Genomic DNA, 17,680 nt, shown 5'->3' on the forward strand with positions numbered 1-17,680 from the left:
CACCAACTTCAACACCATCACCGACACCGACCTCGCCGAAACCCAACGCCTGCTCAACATCCGCCCCCGCAAAACCTTGAACTTCGCCACCCCAGCCGAGAAACTCGACGAATACCTACAAGGTGTTGCACTCACCAGCTGAAACCACCTCGGCCATAAGCGACATTTGGGGCAAATCGCTCCCTGACAGCTGCGGGTGCGGTTCGCCGCGCGCGCGTCACGAAACGCCGCGGCCTGCGTCATAAAGGGTATGGCCCACCTCTCATTGACCGTCCCCGAAGGCTTGGCGCTGCTTCTGCTCCGTGATTCGGACGGCCGCCGCGCGGTCCCGTTGCGCACGTTCCAGGCGGTTCTCGCGGCCGGACTCCTGGCCGAGCTGGCGGCACGGGAGGAGATCACGCTCGACGCCGAGGGCCGGGTGCGCGCCCAACCCCTCGCAGGTCCGGCGGGCCCCCTCCTCCTCAAGACCCGAACGCTGATCGCCGCCACGGCTGTCCCGCGGACGGACGAGTGGTGGATAGACCGCTTGGCCTGCGGACCCGTCACGGACGCGGTCATCGCGGGCCTCGTCGAGCGCGGCGTCCTGGGGGAGCGGAACCGGACCTTCTTCGGGTTCGCCGCGTCACCCGTCCACCCGGCACGCAGCTGCGCCGAAGAGGACTCGCTGCGCGACGCCGTCCGGTGGTCGCTCGCCGTCGACCACCATCCGAGCCCGCGTGTGGCCGCGACCGTCGCCCTGCTGGATGTGGTGGGTCGCCTGCGCGACGTCGCCGGCTTCATCCCCGACACCGGCCTGGACCTGCGCTCCGGGCAGTGGCCCGCCGCAGCGCTGCAGGCCTGGCTGCTCGGAGACGACCCGGTGGCGGGGCGCGCGCTGCGAACATCCATCGAGCGCGGCGCCCCGGCCTGACCGCTTCCGACCACTAGCCTCGACCCATGCGCAGCCTGTACCCCGAGCTCGAGCCCTCCGACACCGGGATGCTCGACGTCGGCGACGACCAGCAGCTCTATTGGGAGGTCAGCGGCAACCCGGACGGCAAGCCGGTGGTCTTCCTCCATGGGGGCCCGGGCGGCGCGACCACTCCGGCTCACCGCCGCCTGTTCGACCCGGAGCGCTATCGCATCGTCCTGTTCGATCAGCGGATGTGCGGCCGCAGCCTCCCGCACGCCAGCGAGCCCGAAGCCGACCTGGCGGTGAACACCACGTGGCACCTGGTGGAGGACATCGAGCGCCTCCGCGAGCACCTCGGCGTGGAGCGCTGGCAGGTGTTCGGCGGCTCGTGGGGGAGCACGCTCGCGCTCGCGTACGCCGAGACGCACCCGGAGCAGGTGACCGAGCTGGTGCTGCGCGGGATCTTCACGCTGCGCGCCCAGGAGCTGGACTGGTTCTACGAGGGCGGCGCCGCTGCCCTGTTCCCCGACCTGTGGGAGGGCTTCCTCGAGCCGGTTCCCAGCGACGAGCGGTCGCACCTGATGCGCGCATACCAGCGGCTGCTCGCCGACCCGGACCCTGCAGTGCACCGCCCGGCGGCCGTCGCCTGGTCGCGCTGGGAGTCGTCCACCATCACCCTGCTGCCTCGCCCCGACCTCGTGGAGTCGTTCACCGAGGAGGCCTACGCGGTCGCCTTCGCGCGCATCGAGAACCACTTCTTCGTCAACGGCGGATGGTTCGAGGAGGGGCAGCTGATCCGCGACGCCCCGACCCTGTCCGGCATCCCCACCGTCATCGTTCAGGGGCGCTACGACGTGTGCACTCCGCCGATGACCGCCTGGGATCTGCACCGGGCGCTGCCGGAGGCGGAGCTGCGCATGATCCCGGATGCGGGCCACGCGTTCGACGAGCCGGGCATCCTGGATGCGCTGATCGAGGCCACGGACCGGTTCGCCGGTATCTGAGGCCCATCGCAGGGTCGCAGGGCCCCTTTTCGCCGCTTCTCGGACCAAATCTGAGCGCGTCCCCCTTTGGGGGGTAGCTTGATCGGGAAAAACTGTGGGATTCTCATCTTGTGAGGAAAACTCAGAACCCGAATCTGCGTATCTGGCCACGGACCGCTACGGCACCGGTGCTGGCGGCGGTAGCCGTGCTGACGCTGGTGTGTGCGCTTCTCGGCGCGTTCACGATCTCGCCGGCCAACGCGGCCGGTGGATGCGGTACGCAGGCCAACCCGATCGCGTGCGAGAACGCATTGCCCGGGACGTCGCCGACTGTCTGGGACAACTTCGATGGATCCGGCGACTCGTCCATTCAAGGGTTCGCCACGGACATCAGCGTCAACGTGGGCAGCAGTATCGGATTCAAGGTCGACACTCCCGCCAAGGCGTACACCATCCAGATCTTCCGCACCGGCTACTACCAGGGGCTCGGGGCGCGCAAGATCGCCGACGTGACCCCGTCGGCGACCCTGCCCCAGGTCCAGCCGCAGTGCAAGACGGATGCGGCCACGGAGCTGTACGACTGCGGCAACTGGGGCGTCTCCGCCTCCTGGACCGTGCCGACCGACGCGGTCTCCGGCGTCTACGTCGCGCTGCTCACCCGTAACGATACGCACGGGCAGAGCCAGATCATCTTCGTGGTACGCAACAACGCCAGCCACTCGGCCATCGTCTTCCAGACCTCGGACCCGACCTGGGAGGCCTACAACCCCTATGGCGGCAGCGACTTCTACCAGGGCGGCGACAACGGCCGCGCCTACAAGATCAGCTACAACCGCCCCTTCGCCACCCGCGACGGAACGACCCAGCGCGACTTCTACTTCAGCAGCGAATTCGCGATGGTCCAGTTCATGGAGCGCAACGGGTACGACGTCACCTATCAGGCGGGTGTGGACACAGATCGTTACGGCTCGCTCCTGACCAACCACAAGGTCTTCATGTCGGTCGGTCACGACGAGTATTGGAGCGCCGGGCAGCGGGCCAACGTCATCGCTGCGCGCGACGCCGGGGTGAACCTCCTCTTCGCCTCGGGCAACGAGATGTATTGGCATACCCGCTACGAGCCGTCGACCGCGAACGGCTCCAGCACGAGCTACCGCACGCTTACCTCGTACAAAGAGACGTGGAGCAACGCCAAGATCGACCCCACCGCTGAGTGGACCGGTACGTACCGCGACCCGCGGTTCGCCTCCCAGGCGAACGGCGCGGGGATTCCGGAGAATGGCGTCACGGGCACGATGTACATGTCCACCGTCACCGATCTGCCTGTCACCGTCTCCTCCGCTGAGGGCAAGACACGGCTGTGGCGGAGCACCAACCTGACCAACCTGACGAGCGGAAGCACTGCTGCTCTCGCGCAGCACACGGTCGGATACGAGTCCGACGAGGACCTCGACAACGGCTTCCGGCCGTCAGGCCTGATCCGGCTCTCGACCGTGACGGGGGCCGTGTCGCAGGAGATGCTCGACTTCGGGTCCACGGTGGGCCCGGGTACGACGACCAACCACATCACGATGTACAGGGCCCCGAGCGGTGCGCTGGTGTACTCGGTGGGCAGCATTCAGTGGGCCTGGGGTCTCACCCAGAACCATGACGGCGACGGAGCTCCGGCCGACTCGCGGATGCAGCAGGCGCAGATCAACATGTTCGCTGACATGGGTGTGAAAGCCACCACGCTCATGAGCGGGATGGTGCAGACGAGCGCGTCCGCCGACACGACGGCACCGACGACGACCATCACGTCGCCGGCGGCCGGCGCCTCGATCCCCAACGGGCAGAGCGTCACCGTCACCGGGACCGCCTCGGACATCGGCGGTGTGGTCGCAGGCGTCGAGGTCTCCACTGACGGCAGCACCTGGCACCCCGCGACCGGCACGACGAACTGGACCTACACCTACGTGCAGAACGGCACCGGCACCCAGACCATTCGGGTGCGCGGCATCGATGACAGCGGCAACTACACCTCCGCGCCCAGCTCGCGGTCGGTGACCGTCACCGGGCCGTACTCGATCTTCGGCTCGCAGGTACCTACGACCGCCGACTCCGGTGACGGGGCGGCGTACGAGCTGGGTCTCAAGTTCACGGCGACGCAGAACGGCTACATCTCCGGAGTCCGGTTCTTCAAGAGCGCGGCGAACACCGGCGCACACACGGGTTCGCTCTGGACGACCACCGGCACACGCCTCGCGACGGTGAACTTCTCCGGTGAGTCGGCTTCCGGCTGGCAGACGGCCAGCTTCGTGTCGGTGGTCGCGGTGACCGCGGGAACGAGCTACATCGTCTCGTACACGGATCCGGCCGGACACTACGCGGTCCAGAACTATGCCTTCGCCTACCGCGGGCTGGCCGCCGATCCGATGCGGGTCGACGGCGGTTTCGGCGCCCCGACCGCCGGCTTCTACGGCCAGCCGGGGTCCTTCCCCGACACGACATCGGGCAACGCCAATTACTACGTGGATGCGGTGTTCACCACCGTGGACAACACGCCTCTCCAAGCGACGAGCCAGTGGCCGCTGCCGGGCTCATCGAGCAACGCCACCTCGTCCACGATCGGGGCGGTCTTCTCGAAGGATGTCACCCCGTCCACCATCGCGTTCACGGTCACGAGCGCAGCAGGGACAGCTGTTGACGGAACCGTCTCCTACGCTGCCTCGACCCGGACCGCGACATTCACTCCCAGCGCGGCACTGGCGAGCGCCACCACGTACTCCGTGACGCTGACGGCAAAGGACACCAATGGGATCGCTCTCTCGTCCGGGGGAACCTGGTCCTTCATCACGTCACAGGGATCGCCGGGGGCGTCGTGCCCGTGCGGGTTGTTCGACGACTCCACCGCCCCGACCGTTCAGGAATTCAGCGATAGCCCGGTGAGCCTCGGTCTCTCGTTCTCCAGCACGTCGGCCGGCACGGTTACCGGGATGCGCTTCTACAAGAGCTCGGGCAACACAGGTGCACACGTGGGCACTCTGTGGGCCGCCGACGGCACCAAACTGGCCACCGGCACGTTCCAGAACGAGACGACCGCGGGATGGCAGACCCTGAACTTCACCTCACCGGTGAACATCACCGCGAACACCAAGTATGCGGTGTCGTACCGCACCACCACAGGAAAGTACTCCGTCACGCCTGGCGCCTTCACCAGCGGCATGACGAACGGGTCGCTGGTGGCCGGAGCCAATGCGGGAGTGTTCAACTACGCAGACGCCTTCCCGAACTCGACGTCCTCGAGCAGCTACCTGGTCGACGTGGTCTTCATGAAGGCACCGGATCCCGTGTCGGTTGTTTCGCAGGCACCGGCCAGCGGGGCCATTTCGGTCCCGGCGAACTCGACGATTTCGATCACGGTCTCCGCGCCGGTCGCCCCCGGGTACGCCTTCACGGTGAAGAACGGCTCGACCGCGATCGCGGGGACGGCAGCCTTGTCCGCGGACGGCAAGACGATCACGTTCACCCCCTCGCAGGCTCTGCCTGACGGGGCGACGATAACGGCGACCGTCTCCGGTGTGACCTCCACAGGCGGAGGCTCCCTCCCGACGCAGTCGTGGTCGTTCACCACGGCGGCGGCAGCAGCGACGACCTACAGCTTCTTCGGCAATGCCACACCGGCGACGCCCTCCACGAACGACTCGTCGGCTCTCGAGCTCGGGCTGTCGTTCACCAGCTCGCAGGACGGCACCGTCAGCGCGATCCGCTTCTATAAGGCGGCGGGCAACGTTGGAACGCACACAGGCACGCTCTGGTCGTCTTCCGGCACGGCGCTGGCGACGGTGACCTTCGCCAACGAGACCGCGCTCGGATGGCAGACGGCCCAGCTGAGCACTCCCGTGGCGATCACGGCCGGCCAGACCTACGTCGTGTCGTACTTCGCGCCATACGGTCACTACGCGAGCTCGCCCAACTACTTCGCACAGCCGGCCACGAGCGGTCCGCTCACCGCGGCCGCCGCCACGAACGGCCGGTTCACCTACGGCCCGGCCGGCGGATTCCCGACCGACTCGTACGGAGCAACGAACTACTTCGTCGATGTGGTCTTCACGCCGGCGGCGACCAGCGGCTCGGGAACGGGCGGCTCGGGAACGGGCGGCTCGGGGACCGGCGGCTCGGGAACGGGCGGCTCGGGGACCGGCGGGGGCACCACGACGACGGGCGGCGGATCCGGCGGCACCGGCGGGACGACCACGACACCGCAGCCGGGTGTCTCGATCTTCCCTGATGCCAGCATCCCGGCTAACACCGCCTGGCAGGACGGCAGGCCGGTCCAGCTCGGCGTCCGCTTCACGACATCCGTCGCTGGGACGATCACGGGTATCCGCTTCTACAAAGGAACCGGTGACACCGGCACGCACACCGGATCGCTGTGGTCGGCCACCGGGACGTTGCTCGCGACGGGGACGTTCTCGGGAGAGAGCGGCAGCGGCTGGCAAGATCTCTACTTCTCGACACCGGTGAGCGTCACTCCAGGGACGGAGTACCGCGCCAGCTACTACACCACCTGGTCCGCTTACGCGGTGGACCCAGGGGCGCTGACGAACCCCGTGTCGAACGGACCGCTCACCACCGTCGCCAACGGCGGAGCGTACTCGTACTCGACCGGGTTCCCGGATCAGACGGTCACGCACAACTACTGGGTGGATGTCCACTTCGTCGCAGCTCAGTGACGGGGTCTCGAACGCGGGACCGCTGCCCGAGCGGTCCCGAACCGGAAAGGTGTCTGGGGGCACAAATTGACGAAACAGCTACGTATCGCCGTGGTCGGCGCCGGCTACTGGGGTCCCAACCTGGCCCGTAACTTCAGCAACAGTCCCGACTGGGAGCTGATGGCCATCTGCGACCTCGACAAGTCACGGGCCGAACGGCTCGCGCAACAGGTGGGCGGCGTCCGCGTCGTCACCGATCTGGCCGAGCTTCTGGCGAGCGACGACATCGATGCCATCGCGGTAGCGACGCCGGCCCGAACCCATCACGGAATCGCGCTCGCAGCACTGGCGGCAGGCAAGCACGTGATGGTCGAGAAGCCCCTCGCCGATACCGGAGAGCGGGGTCGCACCATGGTGGATACTGCGGTAGCCGAGGGTCTCGTCCTGATGGCAGACCACACCTACTGCTACACGCCGGCGGTCCTCAAAATCCGGGAGTTGGTGCAGGAGGGCGCGCTCGGCGACATCCTCTTCATCGACTCGGTGAGGATCAACCTGGGGCTCATCCAGCCTGACGTCGACGTCTTCTGGGATCTGGCGCCGCACGACCTCTCCATCATCGACTTCGTCCTCCCCGGCGGGCTCAAGCCCACGACGGTGTCGGCGCACGGCGCCGACCCGCTCGGCGCAGGCAAGTCCTGCGTGGGCTACCTGGTGCTCCCGCTAGCGAATGGGGCGATGGCTCACGTCCATGTCAACTGGCTGAGCCCAACCAAGATCCGCCAGATGGTCATCGGCGGGACCAAGCGAACCCTGGTCTGGGACGACCTGAACCCCCAGCAGCGGTTGAGCGTGTACGACCGAGGTGTGGATCTCGGCCTGCAGGCGCTCGACGGCGTCGAGCGCAATGCGGCCACCGTGTCGTACCGCCTGGGCGACACCTGGTCACCGGCACTTCCCGAGCGGGAGGCGCTCGGCGGGATGGCAGCCGAGTTCGCAGCCAGCATCCGGGAGAAGAGGTCGCCACGCACGGACGGCGCTGCCGGGCTGCGGGTGCTGTCGGTCCTCGAGGCGGCAAGTCGCAGCCTGGAGGGCGGCGGATCGGCCGCCGCCGTCAGCTCCGGCGCCGAACTGGTCGGGGAACTCCGATGACCGCCCTGGCGGGCGCCGATGTCCTGGTCACCGGCGGCGCCGGCACCATCGGCTCCGAGATCGTCGACCAGCTGCTCGAGGCCGGCGTCGCCCACATCGATGTGCTCGACAATCTGGTTCGCGGCAGGCTCGGCAATCTCGCCGAGGCGTTCGGGAGCGGACGTGTCAACCTGGTCGAGGGCGATATCCGCGACCGCGACCTCGTGCACGATGTCACGCGCGGCAAGGACCTCGTCTTCCACGAGGCAGCGATCCGCATCACACAGTGCGCGGAAGAGCCCCGGCTGGCGCTCGAAGTGCTGGTCGACGGAAGCTTCAACATCTACGAAGCCGCTGTGGAGCATCGCGTAGACAAAGTGGTCAGCGCGTCGAGTGCCTCGGTGTACGGGCTGGCGGAGCAGTTTCCCACCACGGAACGCCATCACCACCACAACAACGACACGTTCTACGGCGCCGCCAAGTCCTTCAACGAGGGGATGCTGCGCAGCTTCCGGGCGATGAACGGCCTGGACTACGTGATCCTGCGGTACTTCAACGTCTACGGTCCGCGGATGGACGTTCACGGCCTCTATACCGAGGTGCTGGTGCGCTGGATGGAGCGGATAGCCGATGGGCAGCCCCCGCTGATCTTCGGCGACGGTTTGCAGACCATGGATTTCATCTTCACCCGGGATATCGCGCGGGCCAACCTCCTCGCCGCCGCCGGCGACGCGACCGAGGGCGTCTACAACGTGGCGAGCGGCGAGGAGACGAGCCTTCTCGGTCTGGCCCAAGCCCTCCTGGCCGCGATGGACTCCGACCTGTCGGTGGAGCATGGGCCGGAGCGGGCGGTCAACGGCGTCACCCGACGCCTCGCCGATACCCGCGCAGCCCGCGATGACCTGGGCTTCATCGCCCAGGTGCCGCTGGAGCAGGGCCTGCGGGAGCTGGTCGAATGGTGGCGTCCGCTTCGCGAAGAGGTCGCGGCTGGCCGTGCGGTGGTGTCATCGTGAATCGCGTCAACGTCATGAAGCCCTGGCTCGGCGCCGAGGAGGTGGAGGCGCTCGCCGAGGTGATCGCGTCCGGCTGGGTCGCCCAGGGGCCCAGGGTCGCCCGGTTCGAGGACGAGTTCCGGGTTGCGATGGCTTCGGCCGAGGCCGTCGCCACGTCCAACTGCACGACGGCTCTGCACCTCGCGCTCGTCGTGGCCGGTGTCGGCGCCGGCGACGATGTCGTGGTCCCCTCCTTGTCGTTCATCGCGACCGCCAACGCGCCCACCTATGTCGGGGCGCGCCCGATCTTCGCGGACGTCGACGACCGGACAGGCAACATCACCTCCGACTCAGTGGCCGCCGTCCTCACCGAACGCACCCGCGCGGTGATCGCGGTCGATCAGGGCGGAGTGCCCGTCGACCTTGAGCCGATTCGCGCACTATGCGACCCGCTCGGGATCGTGGTGATCGAGGACGCCGCCTGCGGCGCCGGCTCGACTTACCACGGCCGGCCCGTCGGTGCGGGCGCCGACGTGGCGGCCTGGTCGTTCCACCCGCGCAAGCTGCTGACGACCGGCGAGGGCGGGATGCTGACGACCCGACGGAGCGACTGGGCGGAGCGCGCGCGGCGTCTGCGCGAGCACGCGATGAGCATCTCGGCGAAGGACAGGCAGGCGAGCATCCTCGCTCCGGCCGAGGAGTACGCCGAGATCGGGTTCAACTACCGCATGACCGACCTTCAGGCCGCTGTCGGCATCGTCCAACTCGGACGTCTCCCCGAGATCGTGGCCCAGCGTCGGCGGCTGGCCGACCGCTACGCGGCGGAACTGGCATCCATCGAAGGACTTCGGCCGGTCGCTGACCCCGAGTGGGGCACGAGCAACTTCCAGTCCTACTGGGTGGAGGTCGAACCGTCCTTCCCGGTAGACCGCGAGGGGCTCCTGGAGGCTCTCGCCGGTGCCGACGTCTCCGCGCGGCGCGGGATCATGGCATCGCATCTGCAGCCCGCCTACCGCGGTCGCTACACCGGCGAAGCGCCGTTGCCGGTCACGGAGAGACTCACGCGCGACACGCTCATCCTGCCGCTGTTCCACCAGATGACGGACTCCGAGCAGGAGCGCGTCGTCGAGGCGCTGCGCGGAGCTGCCCGGTTGCGGGGTGCGGCGTGAGAGAGCTCATCCTTCTCGGCGCGAGCGGTCTCGCGCGCGAGGTGATCGGAATGAGCCAGAGCCAGTACCGCGTAGTCGGCATCCTGGACGACGATCCCGGTCTCCAGGGCGTCACCGTCGGCGGGGTCGAGGTCATCGGACGGCTCGGGCACGCCGCGGAGCACGACGCCGCGCTGTTGCTGTGCGTCGGTTCCGGAGCGGCCAGGCGGGCGATCGCTTCCCGGCTCGCGGACCTCGGCGTGGGCGACGAGCGGTTCGCGGTCCTCGCCGACTCGTCCGTCTCGGTACCGCCGTCGGCGACGGTCGGCCCGGGCAGCATCCTGCTCGCGCACACCGCGCTGACCGCGGACATCGTCATCGGGCGGCACGTGGTCGTCATGCCCAACTGCACCATCACGCATGACGACGTGCTGGAGGACTTTGTCACTCTGGCGGCTGGTGTCGCCCTGGGCGGCGGGGTGCGAGTCGGCGAGGCGGCGTATATCGGCATGAATGCCTCCGTCCGGCAGCGCACCTCGATCGGCGCCGCCGCAACGGTGGGGATGGGAGCCGTCGTCCTCGACGAGGTCCCGCGGGGCGAGACGTGGGTCGGTGTGCCGGCCCGGGCGATGGGAGTGCGGAGATGAGAGTTCCACTGGTCGACCTGACGGCGCAGAACGCCGAGATCGGCGACGATATCCGTCGCACGCTCGACGACATCTTCGCGAACGCGGCCTTCATCGGAGGCCCCGCCGTGAGCGCTTTCGAGGAGGAGTACGCCGACCTGGTCGGCGCGGCCTACTGCGTCGGCGTGGGCAACGGCACCGACGCGCTGGAGCTGGCCTTCCGCGCGGTCGGCGTGACGCGGGACGGGGAAGTCCTCGTACCGGTCAACACGTTCATCGCTACGGCGGAAGCGGTGTCGCGGATCGGCGCTCGTCCGGTCTTCGTCGACGTGGACCCGCAGCACCTGCTGATGGACCCGGACGCGGTCGCCGCCGCGCTGACCCCGCGAACGCAGGCGATAGCGCCCGTGCACCTGTTCGGTCAGGTAGCGCCCGTCGGCACGATCCTCTCGATCGCCGGGCGCGCGGGCGTGCCGGTGGTTGAGGACGCGGCCCAGGCGCAAGGGGCGGAGTCGGCGGACGGGCGGGCCGGTTCGCTCGCTGCGGTCTCCGCGACCAGCTTCTACCCAGGAAAGAACCTCGGCGCGGCCGGTGACGCCGGCGCCGTGACGACCGACGACCCGGGGATCGCCCGAACGGTCCGCGTCATCTCCTCGCACGGAAGCGAGCAGAAGTATCTGCACGAGCGAATCGGCCTCAACTCGCGGCTCGACGCCGTCCAGGCGGCGGTTCTTCGGGTGAAGCTGAGACTGCTGCCCGAATGGAATGAGCGCAGGCGCGCAGCAGCCGCCCGTTACACCGAGCTGCTGCGCTCCGTGGCAGGAGTCGTGACTCCGTTCTCGGCTCCCGGAAACGCCGATGTCTGGCACTTGTATGTCATTCAAGTGGAGGAGAGGGACCGCGTACTGGCGGAGCTGCACGACGCCGGTGTCGGAGCGGGCGTGCACTACCCGACGCCGCTGCATCTGACCGAGGCGTATGCGTCCGACGGGCTCGGCGCCGGTGCGTTCCCGGTCGCCGAGGCGGCCGCCGACCGGATCCTGTCGCTCCCGATCTACCCGCACATCACCGCCGAGCAGCAGGAGTACGTGGTCGAGAAGCTGATGGGGGCTCTACGGTGAAAGTGACGCGCCCCCGCGCCGCATCCGGGGCGGCCGAGATCACGGCTGTGGTGCCGTGCTACAACTACGGAAGGTTCCTTCCGGAGGTCGTCGCGAGCATCCTCGGCCAGGAGGGCGTGCGCGCCCGCGTCGTCATCGTGGACGACTGCTCCACCGACGACTCCCTCTCCGTTGCCCGGCGACTGGCGGCCGAGGATGCCCGGGTCGAGGTGATCGCACACGAGGTGAATCGCGGGCACATCGCGACGTACAACGATGGGCTCGCAGCCGTCACCACCGAGTACGTCACGCTCGTGTCGGCCGACGACCTGGCCGCTCCGGGGGCCTACGGGCGGGCTACCGCTCTGATGGATGCGCATCCGAGCGTCGGCATGGTCTACGGTCGCCCGTTCTCGTTCGAGGGCGGCGACCCCACCGGTCCGCGCTGGCGTCGCCTGCCGCAGACCTGGACGGTGTGGCCGGGCCGCGAGTGGATCGGTCTGGCCAGCTGGCGGGGCCGGAACTTCATCCTCTCGCCGGAGGTGGTCATGCGGACGGCCGCGCTGCGCGAGGTCGGTGCCTACAATCCGGAGCGGCCGCATTCCGGCGACCTGGAGTTCTGGCTCCGCACCGCCTCCCGCTGGGATGTCGGTCACGTGAACGGGCGGGTGCAGGCGTACTACCGCGTTCACGGCGCGAACATGCACCAAGCGGTATATGCCGGGATGCCGACCGATCTGCGGCACCGCATGCAGGCTTTCTCGTACCTGGCGAGTCCGGACTTTGCGGAGTCGTCGCCGAAAGGCGCCCGCTACCTCGAGCGGGTACGCCGGGCGATGGTCCGCGAAGCGGTGGCTCTGACCGAGCAGGAGCTCGACCGCGGCAGCATCGAACTCGCACGCGAACTGCTCGCCACCGCCGCGGAACTGAACGGGGGTCCGCTGACGGCGCGCCAGTCGCGAGGGATGGACGCCCGCCTCGCCCGGTCGGGCGAGGAGTCCCGCGTCACTCCGGTTCAGCGGGCACGCCGTCTGGTCGTCACTGGTCTCGTCGCCGCCAAGTGGCGGTTCTGGTCCTACGCAGGAGTGTCATGAACCCGGTCACCCGCGCCTATCGCACGCTCAGCGCTGCCGGCAGCCACCTCGCCCACAATGGCGTCAAGGATGTGGTGCGCCGTGTCGCGAAGCGCTTCTACCAGGCTGTCGACGCCGCCGACCTGGAGTTTCCCCTCCTCCCGGCCGACGTCGCCGACTCAAGCGGTCCTGGGCTCCCGGTGCCCTCCTCGCCACGCCCAGCGGGCGCACCGGCGACGATCGGCTGGATCTGCGTCCCTCCTGCCGCCGGTTCCGGCGGCCACACGACGTTCTTCCGGATGGTGGCCGCGCTGGAGCGCCAGGGCCACACCTGCGTGATCTACCTGTACGACCGGCACAAGGGCGTCCTCGAGAACCACGCCCGCGTGATCCGCGAGGCGTGGCCCGAGGTGAAGGCGAGGATCGCCAGCGTCGACGAAGGGTTCGAGGGGGTCGATGCGGTGGTCGCGAGCAGCTGGCCGACCGCACACGTCCTCGCCACCCGAACGGCCCGCGTCCCGGTTCACCGGTTCTACTTCCTGCAGGACTACGAACCGTACTTCTATCCGCGAGGCTCGCTCTACGCGCTGGCTGAGGACACGTACCGCTTCGACTTCACGCGGATCTCGCTCGGCCCGATGATCGCAGACACCCTTCGAAGCGAGGTCGGAGTCGACAGTCACATCGTGGAGTTCGGATGCGACTCCAGTGTCTACCGTCTCCTGAACACGGGCCCCCGGATGGGCGTGGCATTCTACGAGCGACGCGAGACGCCTCGCCGCGGGTTCGAGCTGGCGCGGCTCGGCCTCGAGGAGTTCCACCGCAGGCACCCCGAACAGCCTGTCCATCTCTACGGCGGCGACGTTTCGGACTGGTCCATTCCGGTGGTGCGGCACGGGCGGCTGACGCCGGTTCAGTTGAACGAGCTCTACAACACCTGCGTGGCCGGCCTCGCCATGTCGTTCACCAACATCTCGCTGGTCTCGGAGGAGATGCTCGCCGCCGGCGCGGTGCCCGTCATGAACGACTCGCCTCTCGCCCGCGCCAACCTGTCCCACCCCGAGGCGGTGTGGGCCAGGCCTACTCCGGCGGGCATCGCCGACGCGCTGTCGGCGGTCGTCGAGTCCACCGACCCGGAACGACCGGCTCGCGCCGCGACCGGCGTGCGGAAGGACTGGCGCGATGCCGAGGGCGGAGTCGCCCGGCTCATACTGGGAGCGGTATACGGTCACTCGGCCGACGCCGCAGCCGAAGCCTCCGCGGCACCCGTCGACGCAGGGGAGGCTCAGCGATGACCATCCGCTCCCTCTGCGTCGTCAAGGACGAGGCCGACGTGCTCACCCAGACGCTGACGAGCGCTTTGCAGTGGTCCGACGAGATCCTGGTGCTCGACAACGGCAGCACCGATGGGACCTGGGAGCTGGTGACCGAACTCGCCGCGCGTGAACCCCGCGTCATCGCGGTGGGCCGGGAGGAGCGGCCGTTCTTCGACGACATCCGCGTCTCGCTCTTCGATGCGCGCAAGGACAGCGCCGTGGAAGGCGACTGGTGGTGCCGGCTCGACGCGGACGAGTTCTATGTCGACGACCCGCGGGCGGTGCTCGCTGCGGTGGCCCCAGGGGACTTCAGCGTCTGGTCGGCGAGCCTCTCGTACTACTTCACAGACCGCGACGCGGCGCGGTACGAATCCAACCCTGCGGCATTCGCCGACGACATCCCGGTCGAGGATCGCTGCAGGTACTACCTCAACCACTGGTCGGAGCCGCGGTTCTTCCGCCACCTGCCCGGACTCTCGTGGCGAGTGGGTGACGGGGGCTTTCCGCGCGCGCTCTGGGACCGCACGGCGTCCCCGCAGCGCATCGTGCTCAAGCATTTCGCCTACCGGTCTCCCCAACAGATCCAGCGCCGACTCGACGCGCGCCGGATCAGTTTTGCGGAGCACCCCGAGTTCTCCCACGAAGCGGTCGTCGACTGGGCAGAGGCCGTCGCGGGGATCCGCCGGACCGGTCGATTCGCCGGGACCCCGGGGGCAGCCATCCCAGCCGATTGGAAGGCCCGGATCGTATCGGCCGACGCCCTGGACTACGACGCCCAGGACGGGCATTTCGTCCTCAACGAGGACCTCATGCCACCTCTTCCGCACCCGAGGACAGCGGCCGCCAGGCTCAACACAAAGCTGCGCGGGCTGGCGCGGAAGGTGAGAGCGAGGGCCACGTGAGCGACGCGATCGAGGAGTCGCTCCAGGCGGGCGGGATCGCCGGCCGGATCAAGCGCGGCTTCGCTTGGAGCACGGTCAGCAACATCGTGTCGCGGTGCGCGAACCTCGTGGTGGGCATCGTCCTCGCGCGGCTGATCGCACCGGAGGCGTTCGGTGTCTTCGCCATCGCGTTGGCGGTCTGGTCCGTGCTCGGGTCTGTGGCAGAGTTCGGGCTCGGCGCCGATCTCGTGCGCCGCACCGACTATGAGCGCCACATCCCGACGGTGGCCACGCTCGGGCTGGCTTTGAGCGCTTCCCTCGGCCTCCTGATGTTCATCCTCGCGCCCCAGATCGCGGCCGCCTTCGGCAGCTCGGCGGCCGAGGGCGTCGTTCGCCTGATGGCCATTCCGCTAGCTCTGATCGGACTCTCCGTCGTTCCGGCGGCGTTGCTGCAACGTCGCCTCGCGCAGGGAACCATCTTCGCGATCGACGGCACCTCGCTTGTCGTCTCGACGGCCGCGACCGTTCTGCTGGTGCTGGTGGGCGCGGGCCCTGCGGCACTGGCCATCGGGCGGATCGCGGGCCAGGCTTGGACCGTCCTGTTCCAGTACGTCGCGGTGCATCGGTTCCCGCGGTTCGGCTGGGATCGCACCGTCGCTCGCGAGGCGGTCGGGTTCGGCGTCTACCTCGCGCTCGCGAACGTGGTGTCCTGGCTCGTCCTCACCGTCGACAACCTCATCGTCGCGCGGATGATGGGGCCGATCAGCCTGGGCCTCTACGCGCTCGCTTTCAACATCGCCTCGTGGCCGATGTCGGTCGCCGGACAGTCGATCCGGGTGATCGCCCTTCCTGCGTTCTCCCGGTTGAGCGACCCGGCCGCCCGGGGCCGTGCAATGGTCCGGACCGGGGGTCTCGTGTGGTCGCTCGGGCTGCTGACCGCCGTCGGTGTGATGTTCCTCGCGGCCCAGATCGTCGGCCTGCTCTACGGGAGCCGTTGGTCCGGAGCAGCGGTCGCTGTCGTGCCGCTCGCCGCAAGCGGAGCGCTGCGCGTCATCTTCGACCTGTGCGCCACATATCTCATCGCCTGTGGGATGACCCGGCGCGTCCTACTCGTCCAGCTCGTCTGGCTGCTCGCTCTGGTTCCGGCCCTGATCGCCGGGGTCGGATTGGACGGGATCGCCGGTGCCGGATGGGCGCACCTCATCGTTGCCGGCGCCGTAGTCCTTCCGGCGTATCTGATCGCCATGCGCGGCGCTGGGGTAGGCGCTCTCGCCTTCCTGCGCGGATGGATCGTGCCCACACTCGCCGGAATCCCACTGGCGGCCGTACTGTGGGCGATCTCGGTATGGGTTCAACTTCCCCTGCTGGCCATACTGGTCGGCGGCGTGGTGGGCTCGTTGGTGTACGCCATCCCGCTGGCCCGGTGGTGGGTGAGTCGGGTTCGCTCCCTGCAGAGCTCATCCGCCTCGGCACCCGCCGCCCCGTACGCCGCGGACCTCAGCCCCCTACCTCCCGCGGTCTGACAACATCGCGGCCGTCGGCATCATGCTGCGGCGCTGAATGTTCGAGAGCGCTCCGATGAGGCCGAGCGCGAGGAACAGGAGGTCGGAGACCTGGGGGAAGGTGAAGGCGTCGAAGGTGGCGAAGCCGCACGCGCCGGCGACCACGAACGCGACGAGCGAAATGGCGATGCTGCGAACTGCCGGGTCGGCACTGGACTTCCGAACCGTGAAGGCCACGACCAGACCGGTGATGACCAGGCCGATGAAGGCAGCAGTACCGATGATGCCGACTTCGATGAGCAGCCCGAGGTATTGATTGTCGAGAATCCGGTATTCGGGCAGGAACGTCAGCAGCCCACGGCCCAAGACAGGCGATCGCTCGATGTACGTCCACGCCAGCGCATAGCTGTCGGTGCGCGACGCGGCACTGGTGTCCGTCCCGATTCCGGTGAAAAGTTTGGTGATCGCTCCCAGCATGCCCGGCACGCTCACGTAGACGACCCCGATCAACCCGACGATCGCGAGGTAGGAAATGCGACGACGTGTCACGGGCCATGTCGGCAGGAGGATGATCAGCGCCGCCGCTGTGGCCACGATCGCGGACCGCGAGACCGAGATCGGGATCGCGAAGGCGATGGCGACCACCGGGAACCAGCGGAGGAACCACCCCCGGTGGGTGTCGGCGAAGGCGAAGTGGAGTGCCAACGGGAGCATCATGGAGAGGACGACGCCGAACTCGATGGGATGGGTCGCCGTTCCGGCCACCCGATTGAACCCGGAACGGTCGTTGACGCTCAGGACCATTGCGTGCGGACTCAGGCCCGGAATCTGTATGGAGTCGATCAGGGCCTGCCCGGTGGCGAACTGCACCAGTCCGAGCACGGCGACCAGTCCACCGGTGAAGACAAGGAATCGGAGGGTCGTCTCCAGCTTGAAGAGGCTGGAGAAGCCGTCGGACGCTAGCAGGACGATGCCCACCCACGACACGATCAGAAGGATCCCGCGGTCCGCGGCACTCAGCTCTGTGATGCCGATCGGGTGGGCCGTTGCAGCGATGTACGAGGCGAAGGCCGCGATCATCAGAAGGAACGTCGCGCGCCGCACCGGCTGACTCGGGCTGAGCGTCGACCGACTCCGGTTCATCTGACCGCCGAGCCACACCACCAGCCCGCACAACCCGAGCAGGAGAGCAGGGGTGCCAACGGAACCCAGAGCTGAGACGGTGAGGTTCGCGGGGATCAGCATGAGCGCGGCGACGTAGACGTTGATCATCCAGGCCGCGCTCACGCCCGCCGAGATTCCCGGGACGGCGGCCTCGCTGAGCTCCGGTGCCCGTGTCATC

13 protein-coding genes are annotated in these 17,680 nt (G+C 68.3%); 12 read left to right on the forward strand and 1 reads right to left on the reverse strand.

Annotation, left to right across the window (positions count from 1 at the left end; translation table 11 throughout):
- The first annotated feature begins 250 nt into the window (after positions 1 to 250).
- The 12 genes from AB4079_RS12995 to AB4079_RS13050 all read left to right on the forward strand — a co-directional run bounded on the left by AB4079_RS12995 (position 251) and on the right by AB4079_RS13050 (position 16,359).
- Positions 251 to 910: a GOLPH3/VPS74 family protein gene (locus AB4079_RS12995; RefSeq protein WP_441787724.1), complete on the forward strand. Its 660-nt coding sequence runs from the start codon at positions 251 to 253 to the stop codon at positions 908 to 910.
- Positions 911 to 936: 26 nt separating this feature from the next.
- Positions 937 to 1,896, forward strand: coding sequence for a prolyl aminopeptidase (pip, locus tag AB4079_RS13000; RefSeq protein WP_441787725.1), 960 nt, complete (start codon positions 937 to 939; stop codon positions 1,894 to 1,896).
- A 110-nt stretch (positions 1,897 to 2,006) separates the two neighbouring features.
- Complete coding sequence (locus AB4079_RS13005) at positions 2,007 to 6,590, forward strand: DUF4082 domain-containing protein (RefSeq protein WP_441787726.1); 4,584 nt, start codon at positions 2,007 to 2,009, stop codon at positions 6,588 to 6,590.
- 66 nt (positions 6,591 to 6,656) lie between these two features.
- Complete coding sequence (locus tag AB4079_RS13010; protein WP_441787727.1) at positions 6,657 to 7,721, forward strand: Gfo/Idh/MocA family protein; 1,065 nt, start codon at positions 6,657 to 6,659, stop codon at positions 7,719 to 7,721.
- Positions 7,718 to 8,713: an NAD-dependent epimerase/dehydratase family protein gene (locus AB4079_RS13015; protein ID WP_441787728.1), complete on the forward strand. Its 996-nt coding sequence runs from the start codon at positions 7,718 to 7,720 to the stop codon at positions 8,711 to 8,713. The genes AB4079_RS13010 and AB4079_RS13015 overlap by 4 nt, the downstream gene beginning before the upstream one ends.
- Positions 8,714 to 8,727: 14 nt before the next feature.
- Entirely contained in the window at positions 8,728 to 9,861 is a 1,134-nt protein-coding gene (locus AB4079_RS13020) for a DegT/DnrJ/EryC1/StrS family aminotransferase (RefSeq protein ID WP_441787729.1), read from the forward strand.
- A complete protein-coding gene (locus tag AB4079_RS13025) occupies positions 9,858 to 10,487 on the forward strand; it encodes a NeuD/PglB/VioB family sugar acetyltransferase (RefSeq protein WP_441787730.1) in 630 nt (209 codons plus the stop codon). The genes AB4079_RS13020 and AB4079_RS13025 overlap by 4 nt, the downstream gene beginning before the upstream one ends.
- A complete protein-coding gene (locus AB4079_RS13030; RefSeq protein WP_441787731.1) occupies positions 10,484 to 11,587 on the forward strand; it encodes a DegT/DnrJ/EryC1/StrS family aminotransferase in 1,104 nt (367 codons plus the stop codon). The genes AB4079_RS13025 and AB4079_RS13030 overlap by 4 nt, the downstream gene beginning before the upstream one ends.
- A 2-nt stretch (positions 11,588 to 11,589) precedes the next feature.
- The gene (locus AB4079_RS13035) at positions 11,590 to 12,660 is read left to right on the forward strand and encodes a glycosyltransferase family 2 protein (RefSeq protein WP_441787732.1); all 1,071 of its coding nucleotides are present in this window, start codon (positions 11,590 to 11,592) and stop codon (positions 12,658 to 12,660) included.
- On the forward strand, positions 12,657 to 13,934 hold the full coding sequence (locus tag AB4079_RS13040; protein WP_441787733.1) for a rhamnosyltransferase WsaF family glycosyltransferase: 1,278 nt from the start codon (positions 12,657 to 12,659) through the stop codon (positions 13,932 to 13,934). Before AB4079_RS13035 ends, AB4079_RS13040 begins: the two co-directional genes overlap by 4 nt.
- Positions 13,931 to 14,857 carry a glycosyltransferase family 2 protein gene (locus tag AB4079_RS13045; RefSeq protein WP_441787734.1) on the forward strand — a complete coding sequence of 309 codons (927 nt, stop codon included), beginning with the start codon at positions 13,931 to 13,933 and terminating at the stop codon, positions 14,855 to 14,857. The genes AB4079_RS13040 and AB4079_RS13045 overlap by 4 nt, the downstream gene beginning before the upstream one ends.
- Positions 14,854 to 16,359, forward strand: coding sequence for an oligosaccharide flippase family protein (locus AB4079_RS13050; protein ID WP_441787735.1), 1,506 nt, complete (start codon positions 14,854 to 14,856; stop codon positions 16,357 to 16,359). Before AB4079_RS13045 ends, AB4079_RS13050 begins: the two co-directional genes overlap by 4 nt.
- Here AB4079_RS13050 and AB4079_RS13055 read toward each other — a convergent pair.
- Entirely contained in the window at positions 16,342 to 17,679 is a 1,338-nt protein-coding gene (locus AB4079_RS13055; RefSeq protein ID WP_441787736.1) for an O-antigen ligase family protein, read from the reverse strand. The genes AB4079_RS13050 and AB4079_RS13055 overlap by 18 nt on opposite strands.
- Position 17,680: the final 1 nt, after the last annotated feature.

The organism is Leifsonia sp. 2MCAF36 (assembly GCF_052115525.1).
Classification (GTDB): Bacteria; Actinomycetota; Actinomycetes; order Actinomycetales; family Microbacteriaceae; genus Leifsonia.

What these genes read in the sequence shown, in the direction of transcription:
- pip (WP_441787725.1), top strand. Translation starts at nt 937, where the DNA reads ATGCGCAGCCTGTACCCCGAGCTCGAGCCCTCCGACACCGGGATGCTC.
- AB4079_RS13040 (WP_441787733.1), top strand. Translation starts at nt 12,657, where the DNA reads ATGAACCCGGTCACCCGCGCCTATCGCACGCTCAGCGCTGCCGGCAGC.
- AB4079_RS13055 (WP_441787736.1), bottom strand. Translation starts at nt 17,679, where the DNA reads ATGACACGGGCACCGGAGCTCAGCGAGGCCGCCGTCCCGGGAATCTCG.
- AB4079_RS13030 (WP_441787731.1), top strand. Translation starts at nt 10,484, where the DNA reads ATGAGAGTTCCACTGGTCGACCTGACGGCGCAGAACGCCGAGATCGGC.
- AB4079_RS13020 (WP_441787729.1), top strand. Translation starts at nt 8,728, where the DNA reads ATGAAGCCCTGGCTCGGCGCCGAGGAGGTGGAGGCGCTCGCCGAGGTG.
- AB4079_RS13015 (WP_441787728.1), top strand. Translation starts at nt 7,718, where the DNA reads ATGACCGCCCTGGCGGGCGCCGATGTCCTGGTCACCGGCGGCGCCGGC.
- AB4079_RS13045 (WP_441787734.1), top strand. Translation starts at nt 13,931, where the DNA reads ATGACCATCCGCTCCCTCTGCGTCGTCAAGGACGAGGCCGACGTGCTC.
- AB4079_RS12995 (WP_441787724.1), top strand. Translation starts at nt 251, where the DNA reads ATGGCCCACCTCTCATTGACCGTCCCCGAAGGCTTGGCGCTGCTTCTG.